The following is a 17,750-nucleotide window of genomic DNA, read 5'->3' as shown; positions in this document are numbered from 1 at the left end:
ACAATTACCCTGTTATTAACGACGATTGTTTTTGGAATCAAAAAATAATTTGTAAGCTATCCACACCAATGCAGAAATGATGACTATTCCCGCAACTGCTGAAGCTATTCTTACAGCTACCAATGCTGTAACACCGAGAAGAAATAGTTTCCCACCGAGAACAAGTTTTTTCATCCACGGCTTTTGAGACTTTTCTGGCTGATGCTTGACTGTTTTATGTACAGGTAGGTGAATATCAGCTTCCATTTCCCGTAGTCGTAATTCCACTTCTCGTTCCCGCAATTTGCGTTCCCGTGCCTCTATTTCTTTATGGTGATCATCTTGAGATTTCATCAGTCTCGACTCCATCTAGGACAATGAAATGATAACAGCACTCACAAAATAGGTCTATTGTATTTTATTTTACAACTAATTGAAGTTACTACAGTGAAATTTCAGTTGGCTGCACAAGATTCTAGAAGTCTCACGCAGAGTCGCACCAGTCGCAGAGAATGAGCAGGTGAAAAGAAATGTATATGGTGTATTTGTATTTTGGTTGCGGAATCTGTCAATATTACCACCGCAATAAGCCAAAATTTTTATAGACCAGAACTCAGGAAAGTTAAAATGGATATTAAAAATGGATTTGTCGGCACTGTTGGTAACACACCTCTGATTCGCTTAAATAGCTTTAGTGAGGAAACAGGTTGCGAAATCCTTGGTAAAGCAGAATTTCTAAATCCTGGGGGTTCCGTCAAAGACCGCGCTGCACTTTACATTATTGAAGATGCCGAAAAAAAGGGTCTACTCAAACCCGGTGGTACTGTTGTGGAAGGAACCGCAGGAAATACGGGGATTGGTTTAGCTCATATTTGCAACGCCAAAGGCTACAAATGCCTGATTATTATTCCCAATACCCAATCCCAAGAAAAAATTGATGCGCTGACGACTCTGGGCGCAGAAGTGCGGACTGTGCCGGCTGTTCCCTACAAAGACCCGAATAACTATGTCAAACTATCTGGCAGAATCGCTGCGGAGTTAGATAATGCTATTTGGGCTAATCAGTTTGATAATTTAGCCAACCGTCTCGCTCATTACGAAACTACAGGGCCGGAAATTTGGAGGCAGACCGAGGGTAAAATTGATGCCTGGACTGCTGCAACTGGTACTGGGGGTACTTTTGCTGGTGTGTCTTTGTATCTCAAAGAAAAAAATCCGGCTGTGAAATGCGTGGTTGCTGACCCGATGGGTAGCGGACTGTATAGCTATATCAAAACTGGTGAAGTTAAGATTGAGGGCAGTTCTATCACTGAGGGTATCGGTAATAGCCGCATTACTGCCAATATGGAAGGCGCACCGATTGATGATGCTATCCAGATAGATGACAAGGAAGCTTTGCGGGTGGTTTATCAACTTTTGCGGCAGGATGGAATATTAATGGGCGGTTCTACAGGAATTAATGTTGGGGCGGCTGTGGCTTTAGCAAAGCAGATGGGGCCAGGACATACTATTGCTACTATTTTATGTGATAGCGGTTCTCGGTATCAGTCACGCATTTTCAACAGCGAATGGCTAGCTTCAAAAGGATTAGTGATTAATTCTTAAACCTCACCCCAGCCCTCTCCTTATTAAGGAGAGGGAGCAGGAATTATGCCATTTCACCAATTGTCAGGGTATCTACTACTTACTACAAAAATGTCTAATATCAGTCAATCATCTAACTCTCCTCAAACAGACACGAACTCTGCTGCTAGATGTGTGCGGGTGTGCCAAAATCGCACTTGTAAGAAGCAAGGTGCAGCAGAGGTATTAGCGGCTTTTACAGCTTTGTCAGTCCCGGATGTGACGGTAACGGCTAGCGGTTGCTTGGGACAATGTGGTAACGGGCCAATGGTGCTGGTGTTACCGGATCTGGTTTGGTATTGCGACGTTAGACCTAATGAAGTACCTCTAGTGGTAGAACAACATTTGCTAGGTGGTCAAAGTGTCAAAAGAATGCTTTATCATCGATTTCATACTCAGGGATAAGCAAATTCAAAATCTACAAGTTTATGAATATTCAGCAGCTACGCCAATCTGTGAAAATTAAGTGGCTGAGTTACTATGAGCAAAATCGTGCTTGGCTGGTCAAGATGAGGGTTTGGGGTACTTACAATGGTCTGCGCCGTCCTTCGTCTGGGTTTATTTTGGCTACTTTGTCGGTGTTAGAGCCACAGTTTGATCAGGTGATGTCTTTTATCCTGGATCTGAATAATAATCCTGATGAGATTGTTACAAGTTTGGGTCTGAATTTTAATCCTGATGAAGAGTTATGTTTAATAAACTCAGATCATTCTCCAACTATAACTGAGTTTGAAAGGGAACCTTTAGAAGAAAACTATCCTGAAATCCCACCTGTACCTATGGTGACAGTTGCTCCTCAGCTTTCTCCGGCTGAAACTTTGACCTATGATTTGCCACGCTTCCATAAACCTGTGTCAGCATATACAGAAAATTATGAAATTCTGCCCAGAGAAAAATGTGTTTCATCTGTTGCGGTGGCTGCTAAGATTATTTCTCGGTCTACTGCCAAATCACCTGCGAGTGTATTACTGGAGGATAAACCAGTGCGATTGCCTCCGGCACTGCGCTCCACGCGATCGCCTCTGGCAATTACTATCGATGTGCTGAATAAAACTAACACTCTACCCTCCCAAAAACTGAGAAATTCCAGGTTTGCTCATGTACCCATCAATTTTTGGACTCTTCTAGTCCAGAGAAATTGTTTAACTGGGATTTTCTTTTTACTGGACTGTCTGAAATCCCCAGTTCAAAGCAATAGTAATCATGGGAAAATACCACCCAAACCAAAAGATATTCCCCATAAAATTTCCTCATCACATCGTACTCATGCTTCTAGTCTGGCTGCTTGGGTAGATGAGTGTTGTCAGGGTAGGGAATATGACCGAGAAGTGGCTAGTTCTATCCGACTTTAAGCGATATTGCTCTTTTGCAAAAAAACTTTTCGATTTACTGAGTTTATGAAAAGAATCAGAAGGTCTCTGCTGCTAGCTTTGAGATGGGTGTTGCTTTCATTCGGCACATCGTTGTTAATTATTCTCACGCAACCAATAGCACCTGTTCCCGCACAAGAACCGGCTGCGTCTATTATGGTTGAGACTACCGGCACACCCCCAGAAGCCCAGACTGAAGATACTGAACCGCAAGAGTTAGAGGAATCTGCACTCAGTCCAGAGGAACTTGCTCGTCAGCAAAAACTCATAGCAGCAGACCAACTTTTTCTCGCCGGCAAAATCGCTGAGGCGGAAAAACTATATCGAGAAGTCAAAGAACCATTTGCTACAAAAGTTACAGAGCAACAACGTAAAAACGCTATACTTGACCCTAGCCAACTTTCTCCCGCAGGTAAAGTATATTGGCGGGAATCTGCGGCAGGAATTGCTAATAATTTGCAAACAAGAGCTATAGTACCTCTGCAATTATTGGTTGAACAATATCCAGAGTTTATTCCTGGTCATCTTCGCTTTGCGGAAGTTTTAAAACAATACAATCGCGCCCCAGAAGCATTAGAAGTTTTAGAACGTGCATATTCGCTTTATCCCAATCAATCAACATTGATTCAAGCTAAAGTCGCCGCATTAGCTGAAGCTAAAAAATGGATGGAAGCGTCTTTAACGGCGCGTCAATTTGCACTGCTGAATCCGAATCATCCCCAAGCTGATGAATTTAAAAATTTAGCTGACAAACATCTGAATGACTTCAAATCTAACATCAAATCAGAGATTCGAGGTAATGCCATAGCAAATGTAATTACAGGTGCATTGGGTTATGCAGTTACTGGCAGACTTTTAGGCCCTTTTTCTGCTCTTGATTCTACTATTATGTTGTTTAAAGGTGAAGAAGCTATAGGTGAATCGATAGCAACACAGGCCAAACAACAGTTAAATTTAATTGAAGATGAAACTGTTACTGCTTATGTGAATGAAATCGGTCAAAAACTGGTTAATGTTGCAGGAAGACATGATTTTAAATATGAATTCTTTGTAATTCCTCAAGAAAGTCTCAATGCTTTTGCACTGCCTGGAGGTAAAATATTTATTCATGCTGGTGCGATCGCTCAAACCAATTCCGAAGCAGAATTGGCTGGTTTACTGGGTCATGAATTAGCTCACACAGTGTTATCTCATGGCTTTCAATTAGTCACTCAAGGCAATCTCATTGCTAATATCACCCAGTATTTACCACTAGGCGGCACTCTGGGACAACTGTTTGTACTCAGTTACAACCGAGAGATGGAACGTCAAGCAGATAACTTGGGTACGCGTTTAATTGTAGCTGGCGGTTACGCTGCTGATGGTTTGCGTAACTTAATGGTGACATTAGAAAAACAACAGAAAAATTTTATTCCTCTGTGGTTATCTTCTCATCCCGGCGGTAGTGAACGAGTTAGTTATTTAGAAAATTTAATTTCTCGTGGGAATTATAATCGCTACGCTTATGAAGGAGTTGAGCGACATCTAGAAGTGCAAGCACGGGTAAAACAGCTACTTGCAGAGAAAAAATCACCAGATCAAAAAAAATCGCGTTCTTGATGAATCAAAAGTACCCAATTTTTCGTCACTTAAATTATCAGTTCTATACTCTATTTACACCGAGTAATAATTTATGTCTTCACAACCTTTAAAGTTTATATTTTTGAGCAGTTTGAGCTTATCTTTATTTTTAGGTAATTCTGCGGCCTTTGCTCAATTTGATGATTCTAATTCTGGTGTGGTTGTCCCCACAATTCCTGCCGGCGGGACATCAACACCCACAGGTACAAATACAGGTATCCCCACAGGTTCACAAACTGTAACTACTGGAACTCGGTTTAGCTGTCAATTCCAAAATGGGCAGTATACAGTTATGTATCAACCCCAAAATATCCCCGGACAATTCTTTCCTTGGGCAGCACCGGCGGCTTTGGGTGGCGGTTGGAGTCCCCAAAAACGCTGTGAAGCGATCGCCAGTCGCTTGGAATTATATCGCCCAGATGGTTTACAGGAACTCCAAACGGCTGTAGAAAATAATGAAAACATTGTCTGTGTAACCACTGAGGCTAACTCATTTTGTCGTATTGTACTGACAGTACCCCGTGGACAAGATCCCTTTGCTGTCCGCAATAGTGTTTTCCAAAACTTGATTAGTGCTGATAGTGGACAACAAACAACTGCTGTGAATACTTATGGCGATCGCAATCGGGGAGGAATTAACGAATTATACAATTTAGGGCGTACACTCTTAGGTGGTGGTAACAATCGGGCTACTGCATCTACAAGAGGTGGTATCAATTTGAAACCTTATCTCGCACCTCAAGATGGTGGAACTCTGCGACAAACTGGCGCAGCAACTAATCCTCAACCTCAAAAACCTGCTCGTTTGAATCCTGGTAATTTCCGCTAATGCTGCTCATTCTGAACATCACAACTTGCCTTCATGGTTCGTATGCTTGGCTTCGATGAGCGATCGCGACGACAAATACCTGCACAATTTCATCCTCTATCGAATAGATGATCCTATATTCCCCAATTCGATAGCGATAGTATCCTGTATAGTCTCCCTTCAGGGCTTTAATGTTGGGGTGCAACCGAGGCGTTTGCTCTAACTGCTGCAAACATCGGGCAATTTTCTTAGACAGGGCTTTGTCAGCATTGAGATAAATCTTTTGAGCATCGGGATGGAGAATAACTTCATACATCAGTGCGAAGGTTTCTCCAGTTTGTGTAATGGGTTTTAGGGGTTTTTTGATTTTGCTTAACTCGCTCTAGCAATCCAGGAATTTCTAAAAGTTCTTGGGTTGCAGCTTCACTTTCAGCATTAGCTAAATAACCTGCAAAATCAGCAAGCACCTGTAATCGCTCTGGCGATAGTTCTTTAAGTAAGTCATTAATCTGTCCCTGTAACTCTGTCACAGATACGAAAACTGCCGACTCTGTATTCCCCATTGGCGAATTATCCGTATTATTCATCGCCTGTCTCTCAATCTTAAGGTTTACTGTCTATTGTAATTTATTTTAAAAATTAAGATAAAGCCTGAATTAACGCCTTCCCTTTCAGAACAGCCTCCTCAAATTCAGCTTCAGGATTAGATAAAGCCACGATACCACCACCGATACCAATAGAAGTACCATTAGGAGTGAAAACTGCTGTGCGAATCACAATATTTAAATCTGCTGCACCATTCAGCCCTAAAAACCCCATCGCACCTGAATAAACTCCACGGGCTTCTTGTTCTAATTCATCGATAATTTTCATAGTTCTGATTTTCGGCGCACCTGTCATTGAACCACCAGGAAATGCCATTTTAATACAATCAGTTGCAGTCATATCTGCACGCAAACAACCGCGAATTGTACTAACAAGTTGATGCACCGTAGCATAAGTTTCTACATCCATCAACTTTGTCACGTGGATACTACCGACTTTACAGACTAAGCCTAAATCGTTGCGTAACAAATCCACAATCATCAAGTTTTCTGCTCGGTCTTTTTCGCTGTGACGCAGTTGTTCACGCAGTATTTGATCTTCGGCAGGAGTCTGTCCCCGTCTAGAAGTTCCTTTAATCGGCTTTGTTTCTACCCATCCAGCCCGGTCAATTCGTAAAAACCTTTCTGGAGATGAACAAGCGATCGCCACCTCACCAAAGCGCAAAAATGCTGAATATGGGGCTGGATTAACTCGGCGTAAGGTGCGATAAAATTGCAGTGGATCAGGAGTAACGTCTGTATAAAGTTTATTAGTCAAACAAATTTGGTAACTCTCACCCTCCTTAATTTTACTGAGACACTTTTGAATATCATTGATGTATGTCTGCTGAGAACGGCTGAGGCGGAAAACTAGGGGGTCTTTGGTATCCCTCGCTAGAATGGGAGGAAGCGGTGGAAGTGTGTGAAGTTGTTTTTCTATTAACTCAAACCAAGTTTCTGCTTGTGTCGTTTGATGATTTTGAATCAGACATACCAGATATATAGTTTGTTCTTGATGGTCAAATACAATTATTTGATCAGTTAAGAGAAACATCGCATCAGGAAGTGACGCAGGATGTACTAACTCAGATCCACATTCTGCTTTAAGTTCATAGCCAAAGTAACCGACAAACCCACAATTAAAATCAAAAGGTAAGTGATCAGATTTACACTGTCTGTAATTAATTTCTCGTTTCAGGTAATCAAAAATACTTTCTGTGCGGCGTGTTACCTTTTCTGACTGAGTAATAGTTATTTCTTTACTTTGGGTACGGTACTCAACTAACAAACTATTTAAACCACCAATTCCACCCATAAAGGAGAAACGAGACAGACCAGTTTCAACTAAACTGCTATCAAGCCAAAAAGCGTGAGTATCTTCCCCAAATAAATGCACAAATACCTGTTCTGCATCCAGATAGATATCTAATTTTTTACTGCAAACTTGGTACTGAGGATTAGAAGAGGCTGGGGGGCTGATGTGCAGGGGTGAAGAAACTTCCCCGTTTTTAGTGCATATTCCTAATTGATTTTGAGTAAATTTCTTAGTAATATCTCGGAAGTTTTCTAAAAGTTTTCTCCCATATTCTGTACAGATTGATTCTGGATGAAACTGCACACCCCAAAATGGTAAATATCGATGACGCAGCGCCATGATTAGCCCTTCTTGAGTCCAAGCTACTTTTTCTAAACATCTGGGTAAATCTTCTGCAACTATCAAAGAGTGGTAGCGGACAACAGAAAAGCCATCGGGAATCCCCTGAAATAACTCAGAATTATTGTGATATATATTACTTAATCGCCCATGTCTCACTTCCGGTGCATGAATTACAGTTCCACCATAGACATGAGCTAGTCCTTGATGACCGAGACAAACGCCCAATAGGGGTACATTTACCTTTTGAATCACCTCTCGACAGATACCAAAATCTTCAGATTTTTCTGGGCGACCGGGGCCGGGAGAAATTACCACATTATCGAATTTGAGTTTAGTTAAGTCCTCCCAGTCAATTTGATCGTTACGAATTACTAGGGGAAGTTCTCCATTGACTTCGGCGATCATCTGATAGAGATTAAATGTATAAGAATCGTAGTTATCAATAATCAGCGATCGCACTTGAGTTTTCCCCTGTTTGTATCCCAATTCCCCATCCCTTTTAAAACATCTTTTTAGAAAGGAATATCATCTGGGTCTGGTTCTTGCTCTTTCACTGGCGGATAATTGTTGCGCTCAACATTTTGGGGTGGGGGTGCGAAGTTTGTCGGTTGGGGAACAACACTCAGGGGAGTTGTAGCCGGGGCGGTGACTGGACGGACATTAACTTCGTTCTGTGGAGATGGAACTGCTGGGGATGTTTGTTGTACGGGTGTTGCGGTGACTGCTGGTGATGGGTTGAAACCACTTGCCAAAACTTGAATCTGTTGTACTGTTAATTCAGCGCGTTTTTCTTTAAAACCTTCTTGACGCTCAACAGTATTCATTCCTAAGCGTCCGGCTAAAAGCACGCGATCGCCTATATGATAATTTTGCTGAATTTCTGTAGCCATATTCCCCCAGCCCACCACTTTTAAGGTAACTAACTGGTCTTCGGCGCGCTGAGAATTGGGAAACTGCACCAACATTTCCGTGATGGCTAAGTTTTCGGCGGTATAGCGTAACTGTGGTTCTTGAATGATTTCTGCCATTAAAACGCAGCTATTCATTAAATCCTCCTGACTGTAAAAATACTGAGTGGGAAATAGGGGTTTTATTAGCTAAATATTTGTAATTTGCCTGAATAAATTCCTGACAACACTTTCAGCTTGGGTCTTTTCTAGCATAAAAGCCAAGCGATCGCTTTGAACAGTATTTAGGATACTATTCTCCACCTTCGCCTGACTGAAACGAGCATTGATTTCTGCATGAGTAGTACAATTATACCATTAGACAATAGAAAAAATACCTTCTTACCTTCTGATCTTCCTACGTTTGCGCCTTTGCGCCTTTGCGCGACACAAATCCATATTCTGATTAACTTTTGACATGAACTGGAAAAATCCCCAAACCAATCAACCGCCCCGGAAGGTCGCGTAAAATTGGCAACCGTAACCAAACCGGAGGCTTAAAAGTCTGCTGTGATTGGAGAACCGGGGCTAAAACTCGTTTCTGAATCAAAGCCTGAAATCCTTGAATAATCCGGGTAGGTAATTCCCGTTGGCGTTGGAATTTGGCTAAATCACTCAGTTCTATGTGTTGGTTTTTCAGAGGTTGACTGAGAATATTAGCAGCCACGACAGCATCTTGAATTGCATAGTTAATGCCCACTCCCCCCACTGGGGACATAATATGAGCCGCATCACCTATAAGTAACAGTCCTGGACGATACCAGCGTTTAACGAAACTGGATTCCACACAGAGGAAAAATACCTGTGACCAATCTTGTAAATGGTCTATGCGGTTGCTGAAACTTGGCACAACTTCCACAACAGATTTTTTCAATTCCTCCAACCCAGCAGCGCGAATTTGCTGATAACCGCCTTTAGGAATCACATAAGCAAGTTGCCACTCATCACCACGATCCAGCATAGCCACAATCCGACCTTGAGCAATGTTTCCTATACCTCCTTCTGGGTCTTCTGGCTGATGGGGTAAACGGAACCAGAGGACATCCATTGGTAGCGATGCTTGAATAGATTCAAAACCACCTTGTTGTCTTAAGCGTGAGTGACGACCATCTGCACCTACTGTGAGTATTGACCGAATTTCATGCCAACCACCACCTCCCCGATAGCGGACACCTTGAATTACGCCATTTTCCGGAATTAATTCCTGCACATTTGCACCCATCACTAAGTTAAAATGCGGATATTTTTGAGCTTCTTGGGTGATAAACTCCAGGAATTTTACCTGGGGCATCATTGTGATATAGGGGTAACGGGTTTTTAGGTGGCTAAAATCGGCTAAGGTGACGGTATCTTCAGGAGTGCGGATTCTCAAGCCGTGCATTTTTGCATGGGGTAATTGTAACAGGCGATCGCTTAACCCCAACTCTGCCATAATTTCCATGACTGAGGGGTGAATTGTGTCCCCCCGAAAGTCCCGGTCAAAATCTTTATGCGCTTCTAAAAGGATGACAGAAACGCCCTGACGTGCTAGAAGTAGAGCCAAAACCGCCCCGGCTGGACCACCACCGACAATACAACAATCGGTAGTTGTTACGTCTACAATTTCATGGGCAGGATTTTCAGTTACATCGGTAGTCATGATCAAACCCTTCCTAAAAGTTTAAGGTAATTGACTATCAATAACGTTCATAAAATCTTCAGCAGTGATAATCCGGCTAGAAAAATCATCTTTGATGCTGAGTAAATCGCGATCGCCTGTCACCAGATAATCCGCCTCACCGACCACAGCCAGAAGTAAAAAAGGCACATCAAACGGGTCACGACACTCAGGAATGATCGGCAAAAAATCAGGTATCGCCACAGCCTCACAAAACAGTATGTAATCCGATAGTAAATCTTCTTGCTCAATTGGTGTGAGCTTAAACTTGGGATAAGCCAACACTCGGATTAACTCAGTTGTTGTCGCTTTAGAAACCAGGGGAGTGAAGCGATTATTCTGCCATGCTAAACGAATTCGAGATACTCTGCCGCCAAAAATTAGGGCAGAGACTATGAGATTAGTATCAATTACAACGCGTAGCCCAACCATCATGATTGACGCGCCCAAGCCACTGCATCAGCCACATCCTGCTCACTCAGCCCCACATCCGCCAGCTTCGCCCGCACCGCATCCGCCCTCTGAATTTTTACAGGAGTCAGAATAATCTGCCCATCCTGCACCTTCACCTCAAAATACTCAGCCTCCCCGATTTCACGAGTAATACTTTTAGGCAATGTTAGTTGATTCTTAGAAGTTAACTTAGCGAGCATGACTTTTGCCAGAGAATGTAAGGTTTCCTTACTTTATGATATATATTTCCCTGCTGAATTAATTGGAGAGGAGAAGCTTTAGCAGCTATTTTTTTCACTTTTCATCGTCACAGGTAACATATATCATGGGCGCTGAATGTTCCGCTTTGTGGAATCAGCTATCCATTGCATACCGTTACCCCAAATACCCGTGGCGCAAGTTGTCTTAGAAAATATCTATAAAAGTTTCCCCCAACGCAAAGGGGAAAGTGTCGCTTCTCCAACCTCTTCTAGCGATCGCAAAAAAAATGATCCAACTCCAGAAGCAGACATTATTACTGTCTTACGGCGAATTAACCTCACCATTGCTGATGGTGAATTTATGGTGCTTGTCGGGCCTTCGGGTTGTGGTAAAAGCACTCTACTGCGGCTAATTGCGGGGTTAGAGACGATGACAGGAGGAAATATTACTGTAGGCGATCGCCTAATCAATGACCTACCACCCAAAGAACGAGACATTGCAATGGTGTTTCAAAATTACGCCCTCTATCCTCACATGACGGTGTATGACAACATCGCCTTTGGATTGCGCCGGCGGGAATTAGAAAATCGGGAAACTCAGGAGTCTTCACTTCCTGATTGGGCGAAAAATCTCCTGGTGGGTGTCACCAGAAAGTTACCTAAAGGACTGCGTTACATTTCTGACAAAGAAAGGGAAGTAGACCAGCAAGTAAGAAATGTGGCGCAATTATTGCAAATGGAAACCTTGCTGAATCGCTTACCCAAACAGCTATCTGGGGGACAAAGACAACGGGTAGCATTAGGAAGAGCGATCGCCCGTGATCCGCAAGTATTTTTAATGGATGAACCCCTTTCTAACTTGGATGCGAAACTCCGCGCCGAAACTCGCGCCCAAATTGTCAAATTGCAGCGTCAACTAGGAACCACGACGATTTACGTTACCCACGACCAAACTGAAGCGATGACAATGGGCGATCGCATAGCCATTATGAATCAAGGTCAGATTCAGCAAGTTGCATCTCCATTAGAACTTTACAACCGCCCTGCTAACCGCTTTGTCGCCGAATTTATTGGTTCACCACCGATGAATTTTATTCCTGTAACATTTCATGCACCGTTGTTAATTACTCATCATAATTTCCGTCTCACCCTCCCAGAAATTTGGGAAACAGCGCTGCGAAAATACGACAAACAAACGATTATTTTAGGTATGCGCCCAGAACACTTAATTTTGAGTGTACCTGCGACCAAAAATTTACCCGTAAAAGTAGAATTAGTAGAAAATATGGGTCATGATTCTTTCCTAGCAGTGAGAATTTCAGAACCTGAATCTCAAATTAGTCATACAGATAATTATCTCCAAGTACGAATCCCGCCAGATAGATTAGTAAGTGTTGGTGAGCAATTATGGTTATCATTAAATCCAGAGAAACTGCACTTTTTTGATCCTCAAACCGAATCAGCAATATTTCCCAGAAATTAAAATCGATAATATATTTTATGCGTCGAGATTAAGAATTTACCGAAAAAAAATTAATAAAGTACATCATAGCCCCCTCCTCGCTTGCGGGGCTACGGTGTACACACAAGTGATCTGATCCCCCTAAATCCCCCTTAAAAAGGGGGACTTTGATTCTAGTTCCCCCCTTCTCAAGGGGGGCTAGGGGGGATCAAAACGCTGTTATGCAACTTGATAAGACTTGTGTGTACACCCTAGCCTCGCTTGCGGGTTGGGGGTTGGGGGTGGGGTTCTTGTACCGCATAACACCGGGAAGTGCTATATGGACTATGACTATGAAAAAACTGCTGATGGTAAGGATGGGATTTAAGTAAAAATGTACTACTTGAAATAGCAGTTTTTACACAAAATTGACGGCAATAAGATAAATTTAACTGAAAACGTTAGAATACCGTAAATATTCGTGGTATATCTGTAGCTAAAGCAAGAAACATCAGAAATTTGTCTACCGCACCCAGGCATGACCAAGGACTACTCCGGTAAAAATCTCAGAGGTCATTCTTTCAAAGGTCAAAACCTTGAGGGTACTAATTTTAGTGATGCAGATATTCGCAGTGCTGATTTTACAGGGGCTAACCTAACAGCGGCAAACTTTAGCCATGCTCAAGCAGGACTGCAAAAGCGTTGGGCTATTTTTTTAGTCTGTGTATCATGGTTGCTGTCTGGAATTTCTGGATTTTTATCAGCCTTCACTGGAGGGTTGATAACTCTTATCTTTGACAGTTCAAGTCTAGAAAGTCAGGTTGGTGGCTGGACTGCCTTAATAGTAGTAATTATTGTTTTTATAGTTATCCTTCGCCAAGGATTCAACTCAGCCATCGCCATCGCCATCGCCATCGCCATCGCCATCGACGGAGCCGGATTCGCCGGAGCCATGGTCGGAGCCATGGTCGGAGCCATCGCCATCGCCATCGCCTTCGACGGAGCCGGAGCCGGATTCGCCGGAGCCATGGTCGGAGCCATGGTCGGAGCCGGAGCCATCGCCGGAGCCGGAGCCATATTTAGTGCTTACATTGCTTGGAGAGCCATGAAAGGAGATGAAAAATACTCTTTGATTCGGAACATCGCTGTTGTTTTTGCAGCCTTTGGTGGTACAAGCTTTCGCAACGCCAACTTAACAGATGCTAATTTCACTGCTGCCATACTTAAAAGTACAGATTTTAGAAAAGCTAATTTAACTCGCACTTGTTTCAACAAAACTAAAAAACTTGATCGGGTTCGCCCTGGCACAACTTACCTACAAAATGCACAAGTGCGTCAAGTTTTGGTCACAGGTCAAGGACAAGACAATAATTTTGACCGTCAGGACTTACGGGGGGTTAATTTTCAAAAAGCTCATTTGGTAGATGCCAGCTTTACAGCGCTTCCGGCTATTATGCAATACAGATTTATCCTGTGTCCCTCTCCTATCATAGCTTTCAGTTTTGGGGATGTACCTCATAGCTGCCGGAAGTGCTGTATTGGTGCTGACCTAAGTGAAGCCAACTTACAAGATGCAGATTTATCCAGAGCAAAATTAGTACAGGCTCAACTAAAAGGCACGGATTTGAAAGGGGCTACGCTCACCGGGGCATATATTCAAGATTGGGGCATTACCACTGACACCAAATTTGATGGGGTGCGGTGCGAATATGTTTATATGCGACTCTACACAAAAGAGAATCCTGATCCTCTCCGCAAACCCGATAACAATAAAGAAGTGTTTGCAGATGGGGAGTTTGGGGATTTTATCAAACCAATATTTGACACCCTTGACCTTTACCATAACCAAGATGTTGACCCCAGAGCGATCGCAATTTCATTCAAGCAGTTAGCAGAAAATCACCCAGATGCCGAACTAGAAATTGTAGCAATGGAGAAACGAGGTGAAGATAACTTTTTACTTCGTGCCAAAACTACAGCGACAGCTGACAAGTCACAACTGAGTGCCGAATATTCCGCTACTTATAACCAGATAAAAGCCTTGCCGGAGCGAGAAATTAATTTACTACTAGCAGAAAAAGATAGCAGAATTAGTAGTTTAGAGAATATGGTAAATACGGCACTACAAAAACCTAAATTTTACGCCGAAAATTATAATAACCAAGGAGATACAAAAGTGGCAGGCGATCGCAATATCAACACAGGTGGCGGCAACTATAACGAGCGCATTCAAGGCAACAACGTTCAAGGCGATAACAACCGCACAGTGCAAGGAGACAATAATCAGGCTGTTCTTGGTGACAATAATCAAGTAACACAACAAAATCAAGTGGGTGCAGATACCGCAGAAGCGCTCACTAAAGAGGATATTGTCAAGTTACTGGCACAATTAGAAACTTTGATTCAAGGTGCAGAATTACCAGCCGATACCAAAGAAGAAGTAATTGAAGATTTGAGTGCTGCCAAAAAAGCCACAGACAAAGAAGAACCAAATAAACAACGTGCGTTAGACCGTTTAACAAGTGTGACAGAAACTTTAGAGAAAACCACTAAAACTGTGGATTCTGGTAAGCAACTTTGGACAGTAGCCAAGCCGATTATTATGAAAGTTGCTGGCTGGTTAGGTGCGGCTGCTGGTTCATCTCTATTAGGATTGTAAGTAGGTCAACCTAATTAAACATAAAACCTTGACGATATAGATCCCCGACTTCTTTAAGAAGTCGGGGATCTGGGTATTACGTTTTTAAAGATTCCCTAAATTTACACCTCTGCTGGTTGGTATTCTTGTTGTCTTTCCACAAAGGTTTGCACACGGGTGCGGTAGTTCCTCAATGTCTCATCTACCCAATCGCGATCATTACTATTGGCATATAAATGTACTAAAGGTTCACTAGCATCAGGTAAAACTAATAGCCAACTATCATCATAAGGTTGGCAAATTTTTACCCCATCAATTAACTCTAAATTTTGGGCTGGGTGGGTTTCGACTAAATAACGCATTAGCGCCCCCTTAGCAGTCCAAGGACAACGAACTGTATAACTTTTGTGAACTACACGGGGTAACTCGGAACGCGCTGTAGCAAGCGATCGCTCTTGAATTGTCAGCATCTCAATTAACTTCGCAATGCAGAACATAGAATCAAATCCCGGATGCAGATGGGGGAAAATAAACCCAGTTTCTCCACTACCTCCTAACACCACATTGGGATTTTTCTGACAAGCCTCCATCAAAGCTGTGGGATTGGCTTTAGTGCGAATTACCCGACCATCATGACGACGGGCGACTTGTTCCACAGCACTGGAAGCATGAACCGGGACAACTACCGTTCCTCTGGGGTTAGACGTTAAAATCATGTCTACCATCAATGCTGTCAAAATCTCCCCCCGAATCGGAAAGCCTGACTCATCAACTAAAATTAGCTGTTCCCCATTCGCTGAAACTTGCACACCAAAGTTAGCTTTTAACGCCTCCACTACATGACCTAACTGAGTTAGCAATGCTTCCCGATCAGTCACTGACATCGCCGCTTTATTCACACTCGCATTCAGCACCACCGCATCAGCGCCAAATTTGTCTAACATCATGGGTAAAACTGCACCAGACACCGCATAAACATAGTCAATTACGACTTTTGCGCGACTGTTGCGGAGAGTATCTACATTTAACAGTTTTTCAAAGGCTGTGCAGTAGCGTTCCATGACTTGGCTAGGATAAGCCACATCGCCAATTTCATGAATTTGCGATCGCCGCATATCTTCTTTAAAATAAGCTCCTTCAATTTTCTTCTCCAGAGCTTTGGTGATATTAATCCCCTTAGCATCCATAAATTCAATCAGGATATAATCAGGGCGATCTGGGTGTACTCGCACATGAATTCCACCAGCCACAAACATTGTCGGTATCACTGTCCGCGCTATGGGAATAGCTGTAGCATCGAGGTTTTGAATATCAATCCCTACAGACATTAAACCAGCAATTAACGAGCGAGTCACCATCCGCGAAACATTACGCTGGTCACGGGAAACAGTAACTTTACAACCTGGTTTCAAGGTGGAACCATAAGCAGATCCTAACTTCACAGCAAATTCTGGAGTGATGTCAATATTGGCTAAACCTTGGACACCACGTTGACCAAATAAATTTCTTTGAGCAGTGTTACCCCAAATCAAGTTAATGTTGAGAATTGCCCCTGATTCAATCTTTTTACTCGGCCAAACCCGTACATTCGGACTAATTTGAGCTTCTTCGCCAATAGTAGACAGGGAACCCACTACAGCCGCTTCTAAGACATGAGCGCGACGGTCTACACGCGTCCCACGAGAAATGACGCAAGCGCTCAGATGTGCTTCATCGCCAATAATTGACCCATTCCACAAAATTGGTCGCTTCAGATTAGCATCAGCGCCAATGGTGACATTATCCCCAATAATGGTTCCCGCCTCAATCTGGACTCTCGCCCCAATGCGACAATTATCACCAATCACGGCTGGAGATTCAATACTGGCTGTGGGGGCGATAAAAGTATTTTGTCCTACCCACAAATTCGGCGAAACTTCTTTATAAGCAACATCGAGTTTGACTTTCCGATCTAAGGCATCATACTGAGCTTCACGATAGGCATCTAAGTGACCGACATCACACCAGTAACCGTGAGCAATGTAACCATATAGGGCTTCGCCTTTTTCCAGCATCAAGGGAAATAAGTCTTTAGAGAAGTCGCTTTCGGTGTTAGATGGCAGATAATCTAATACTTCTGGTTCGAGAATATAAATACCAGTGTTGACAGTATCGGAAAAAATTTCACTGCTAGAGGGTTTTTCTAAAAAGCGATTAATATGTCCTTGTTCATCTGTAATTACCACCCCAAATTCCACTGGGTTGGGAACTCTGGTTAAAACTAAAGTGGCTTTGGACTGTTTTTGTTTATGAAAGGCGATCGCAGCCGTCAAGTCAAAATCTGTGATACTATCGCCGCTAATCACTAAAAATGTTTCATCTAAAAGTTCAGCAATATTTTTTACACAGCCTGCTGTGCCTAGAGGCTGGTCTTCCTCCACAGCATAGGTCATCTGCACGCCAAAATCGCTACCATCTTGAAAGTAGTCTCGCAGGACATCCGGTAGATAATGTAATGTCGCAATAACTTCTGTGATTTGATGCCGCTTGAGCAGATTGATGATATGTTCGGCAATAGGCCGATTGAGAATAGGAACCATCGGTTTAGGCAAATCACAAGTTAACGGTCGAAGCCGTGTTCCTGAACCGCCAGCCATCAGTACTGCACGCATAAATTCTCCTTAGCTATTTACAGCTTATGCTGCTTACAGACCCGTGAGAGTGTGTTGTATCTTCTTTCTTTAGTCTGCTATGGATATTGGGATTTGAGTAACTTACCTAAGAAGCATCTGCT

At 42.9% G+C, this 17,750-nt stretch carries 16 protein-coding genes; 7 read left to right on the top strand and 9 right to left on the bottom strand.

Translation table 11 applies throughout. The annotated features are described in order from the left end of the window. Positions 1-15 precede the first annotated feature (15 nt). Positions 16-333, bottom strand: coding sequence for a hypothetical protein (locus tag ACM0OW_RS16355; RefSeq protein WP_414551222.1), 318 nt, complete (start codon positions 331-333; stop codon positions 16-18). 273 nt (positions 334-606) lie between these two features. Between ACM0OW_RS16355 and ACM0OW_RS16350 the strand changes: the two genes are divergently transcribed. The 5 genes from ACM0OW_RS16350 (at position 607) to ACM0OW_RS16330 (ending at position 5,421) form a co-directional block, all read left to right on the top strand. Beyond that, a complete protein-coding gene (locus ACM0OW_RS16350; protein WP_414551221.1) occupies positions 607-1,584 on the top strand; it encodes a cysteine synthase A in 978 nt (325 codons plus the stop codon). A 90-nt stretch (positions 1,585-1,674) separates the two neighbouring features. After that, positions 1,675-2,007 (top strand): (2Fe-2S) ferredoxin domain-containing protein, encoded by a 333-nt coding sequence (locus ACM0OW_RS16345; RefSeq protein WP_414551245.1) that lies wholly within the window; start codon positions 1,675-1,677, stop codon positions 2,005-2,007. A gap of 23 nt (positions 2,008-2,030) precedes the next feature. Further along, positions 2,031-2,954, top strand: coding sequence for a DUF5331 domain-containing protein (locus ACM0OW_RS16340; RefSeq protein ID WP_414551220.1), 924 nt, complete (start codon positions 2,031-2,033; stop codon positions 2,952-2,954). A 45-nt stretch (positions 2,955-2,999) separates the two neighbouring features. Next, positions 3,000-4,571: a M48 family metalloprotease gene (locus ACM0OW_RS16335; RefSeq protein WP_414551219.1), complete on the top strand. Its 1,572-nt coding sequence runs from the start codon at positions 3,000-3,002 to the stop codon at positions 4,569-4,571. 73 nt (positions 4,572-4,644) lie between these two features. Next, positions 4,645-5,421, top strand: a complete 777-nt coding sequence (locus tag ACM0OW_RS16330; RefSeq protein WP_414551218.1) for a COP23 domain-containing protein — start codon at positions 4,645-4,647, stop codon at positions 5,419-5,421. A 31-nt stretch (positions 5,422-5,452) separates the two neighbouring features. On the opposite strand, the gene ACM0OW_RS16325 is transcribed toward ACM0OW_RS16330, so the two are convergent. The 7 genes from ACM0OW_RS16325 to ACM0OW_RS16295 all read right to left on the bottom strand — a co-directional run bounded on the left by ACM0OW_RS16325 (position 5,453) and on the right by ACM0OW_RS16295 (position 10,898). After that, entirely contained in the window at positions 5,453-5,716 is a 264-nt protein-coding gene (locus ACM0OW_RS16325; protein ID WP_414551217.1) for a type II toxin-antitoxin system RelE family toxin, read from the bottom strand. Beyond that, a complete protein-coding gene (locus tag ACM0OW_RS16320; RefSeq protein WP_414551216.1) occupies positions 5,709-5,987 on the bottom strand; it encodes a hypothetical protein in 279 nt (92 codons plus the stop codon). The genes ACM0OW_RS16325 and ACM0OW_RS16320 overlap by 8 nt, the downstream gene beginning before the upstream one ends. A gap of 52 nt (positions 5,988-6,039) precedes the next feature. Beyond that, the gene (gene pabB, locus ACM0OW_RS16315) at positions 6,040-8,100 is read right to left on the bottom strand and encodes an aminodeoxychorismate synthase component I (RefSeq protein WP_414551244.1); all 2,061 of its coding nucleotides are present in this window, start codon (positions 8,098-8,100) and stop codon (positions 6,040-6,042) included. A 53-nt stretch (positions 8,101-8,153) separates the two neighbouring features. After that, positions 8,154-8,687 (bottom strand): single-stranded DNA-binding protein, encoded by a 534-nt coding sequence (locus tag ACM0OW_RS16310; RefSeq protein ID WP_414551215.1) that lies wholly within the window; start codon positions 8,685-8,687, stop codon positions 8,154-8,156. Positions 8,688-8,994: 307 nt separating this feature from the next. Then, on the bottom strand, positions 8,995-10,227 hold the full coding sequence (locus ACM0OW_RS16305; protein WP_414551214.1) for an FAD-dependent oxidoreductase: 1,233 nt from the start codon (positions 10,225-10,227) through the stop codon (positions 8,995-8,997). Positions 10,228-10,248: 21 nt separating this feature from the next. Continuing rightward, positions 10,249-10,680 carry a putative toxin-antitoxin system toxin component, PIN family gene (locus tag ACM0OW_RS16300; RefSeq protein WP_414551213.1) on the bottom strand — a complete coding sequence of 144 codons (432 nt, stop codon included), beginning with the start codon at positions 10,678-10,680 and terminating at the stop codon, positions 10,249-10,251. Next, a complete protein-coding gene (locus ACM0OW_RS16295) occupies positions 10,677-10,898 on the bottom strand; it encodes an AbrB/MazE/SpoVT family DNA-binding domain-containing protein (protein ID WP_414551212.1) in 222 nt (73 codons plus the stop codon). The genes ACM0OW_RS16300 and ACM0OW_RS16295 overlap by 4 nt, the downstream gene beginning before the upstream one ends. A 190-nt stretch (positions 10,899-11,088) precedes the next feature. On the opposite strand from ACM0OW_RS16295, the gene ACM0OW_RS16290 reads away from it, so the two are divergent. Together ACM0OW_RS16290 and ACM0OW_RS16285 are read left to right on the top strand one after the other, a co-directional pair. Further along, entirely contained in the window at positions 11,089-12,381 is a 1,293-nt protein-coding gene (locus ACM0OW_RS16290; RefSeq protein ID WP_414551243.1) for an ABC transporter ATP-binding protein, read from the top strand. A 496-nt stretch (positions 12,382-12,877) separates the two neighbouring features. Next, positions 12,878-14,998, top strand: a complete 2,121-nt coding sequence (locus ACM0OW_RS16285) for a pentapeptide repeat-containing protein (protein ID WP_414551211.1) — start codon at positions 12,878-12,880, stop codon at positions 14,996-14,998. A gap of 101 nt (positions 14,999-15,099) precedes the next feature. Here the strand turns inward: ACM0OW_RS16285 and ACM0OW_RS16280 are convergent, their stop codons facing one another. Beyond that, positions 15,100-17,628 (bottom strand): sugar phosphate nucleotidyltransferase, encoded by a 2,529-nt coding sequence (locus ACM0OW_RS16280; RefSeq protein ID WP_414551210.1) that lies wholly within the window; start codon positions 17,626-17,628, stop codon positions 15,100-15,102. Positions 17,629-17,750: the final 122 nt, after the last annotated feature.

The organism is Anabaena sp. CCY 0017 (genome assembly GCF_963920885.1).
GTDB lineage: Bacteria > Cyanobacteriota > Cyanobacteriia > Cyanobacteriales > Nostocaceae > Nodularia.
The sequence above is the reverse complement of the archived record's forward strand: the minus strand, read 5'-3'. Positions and strand labels throughout refer to the sequence as shown.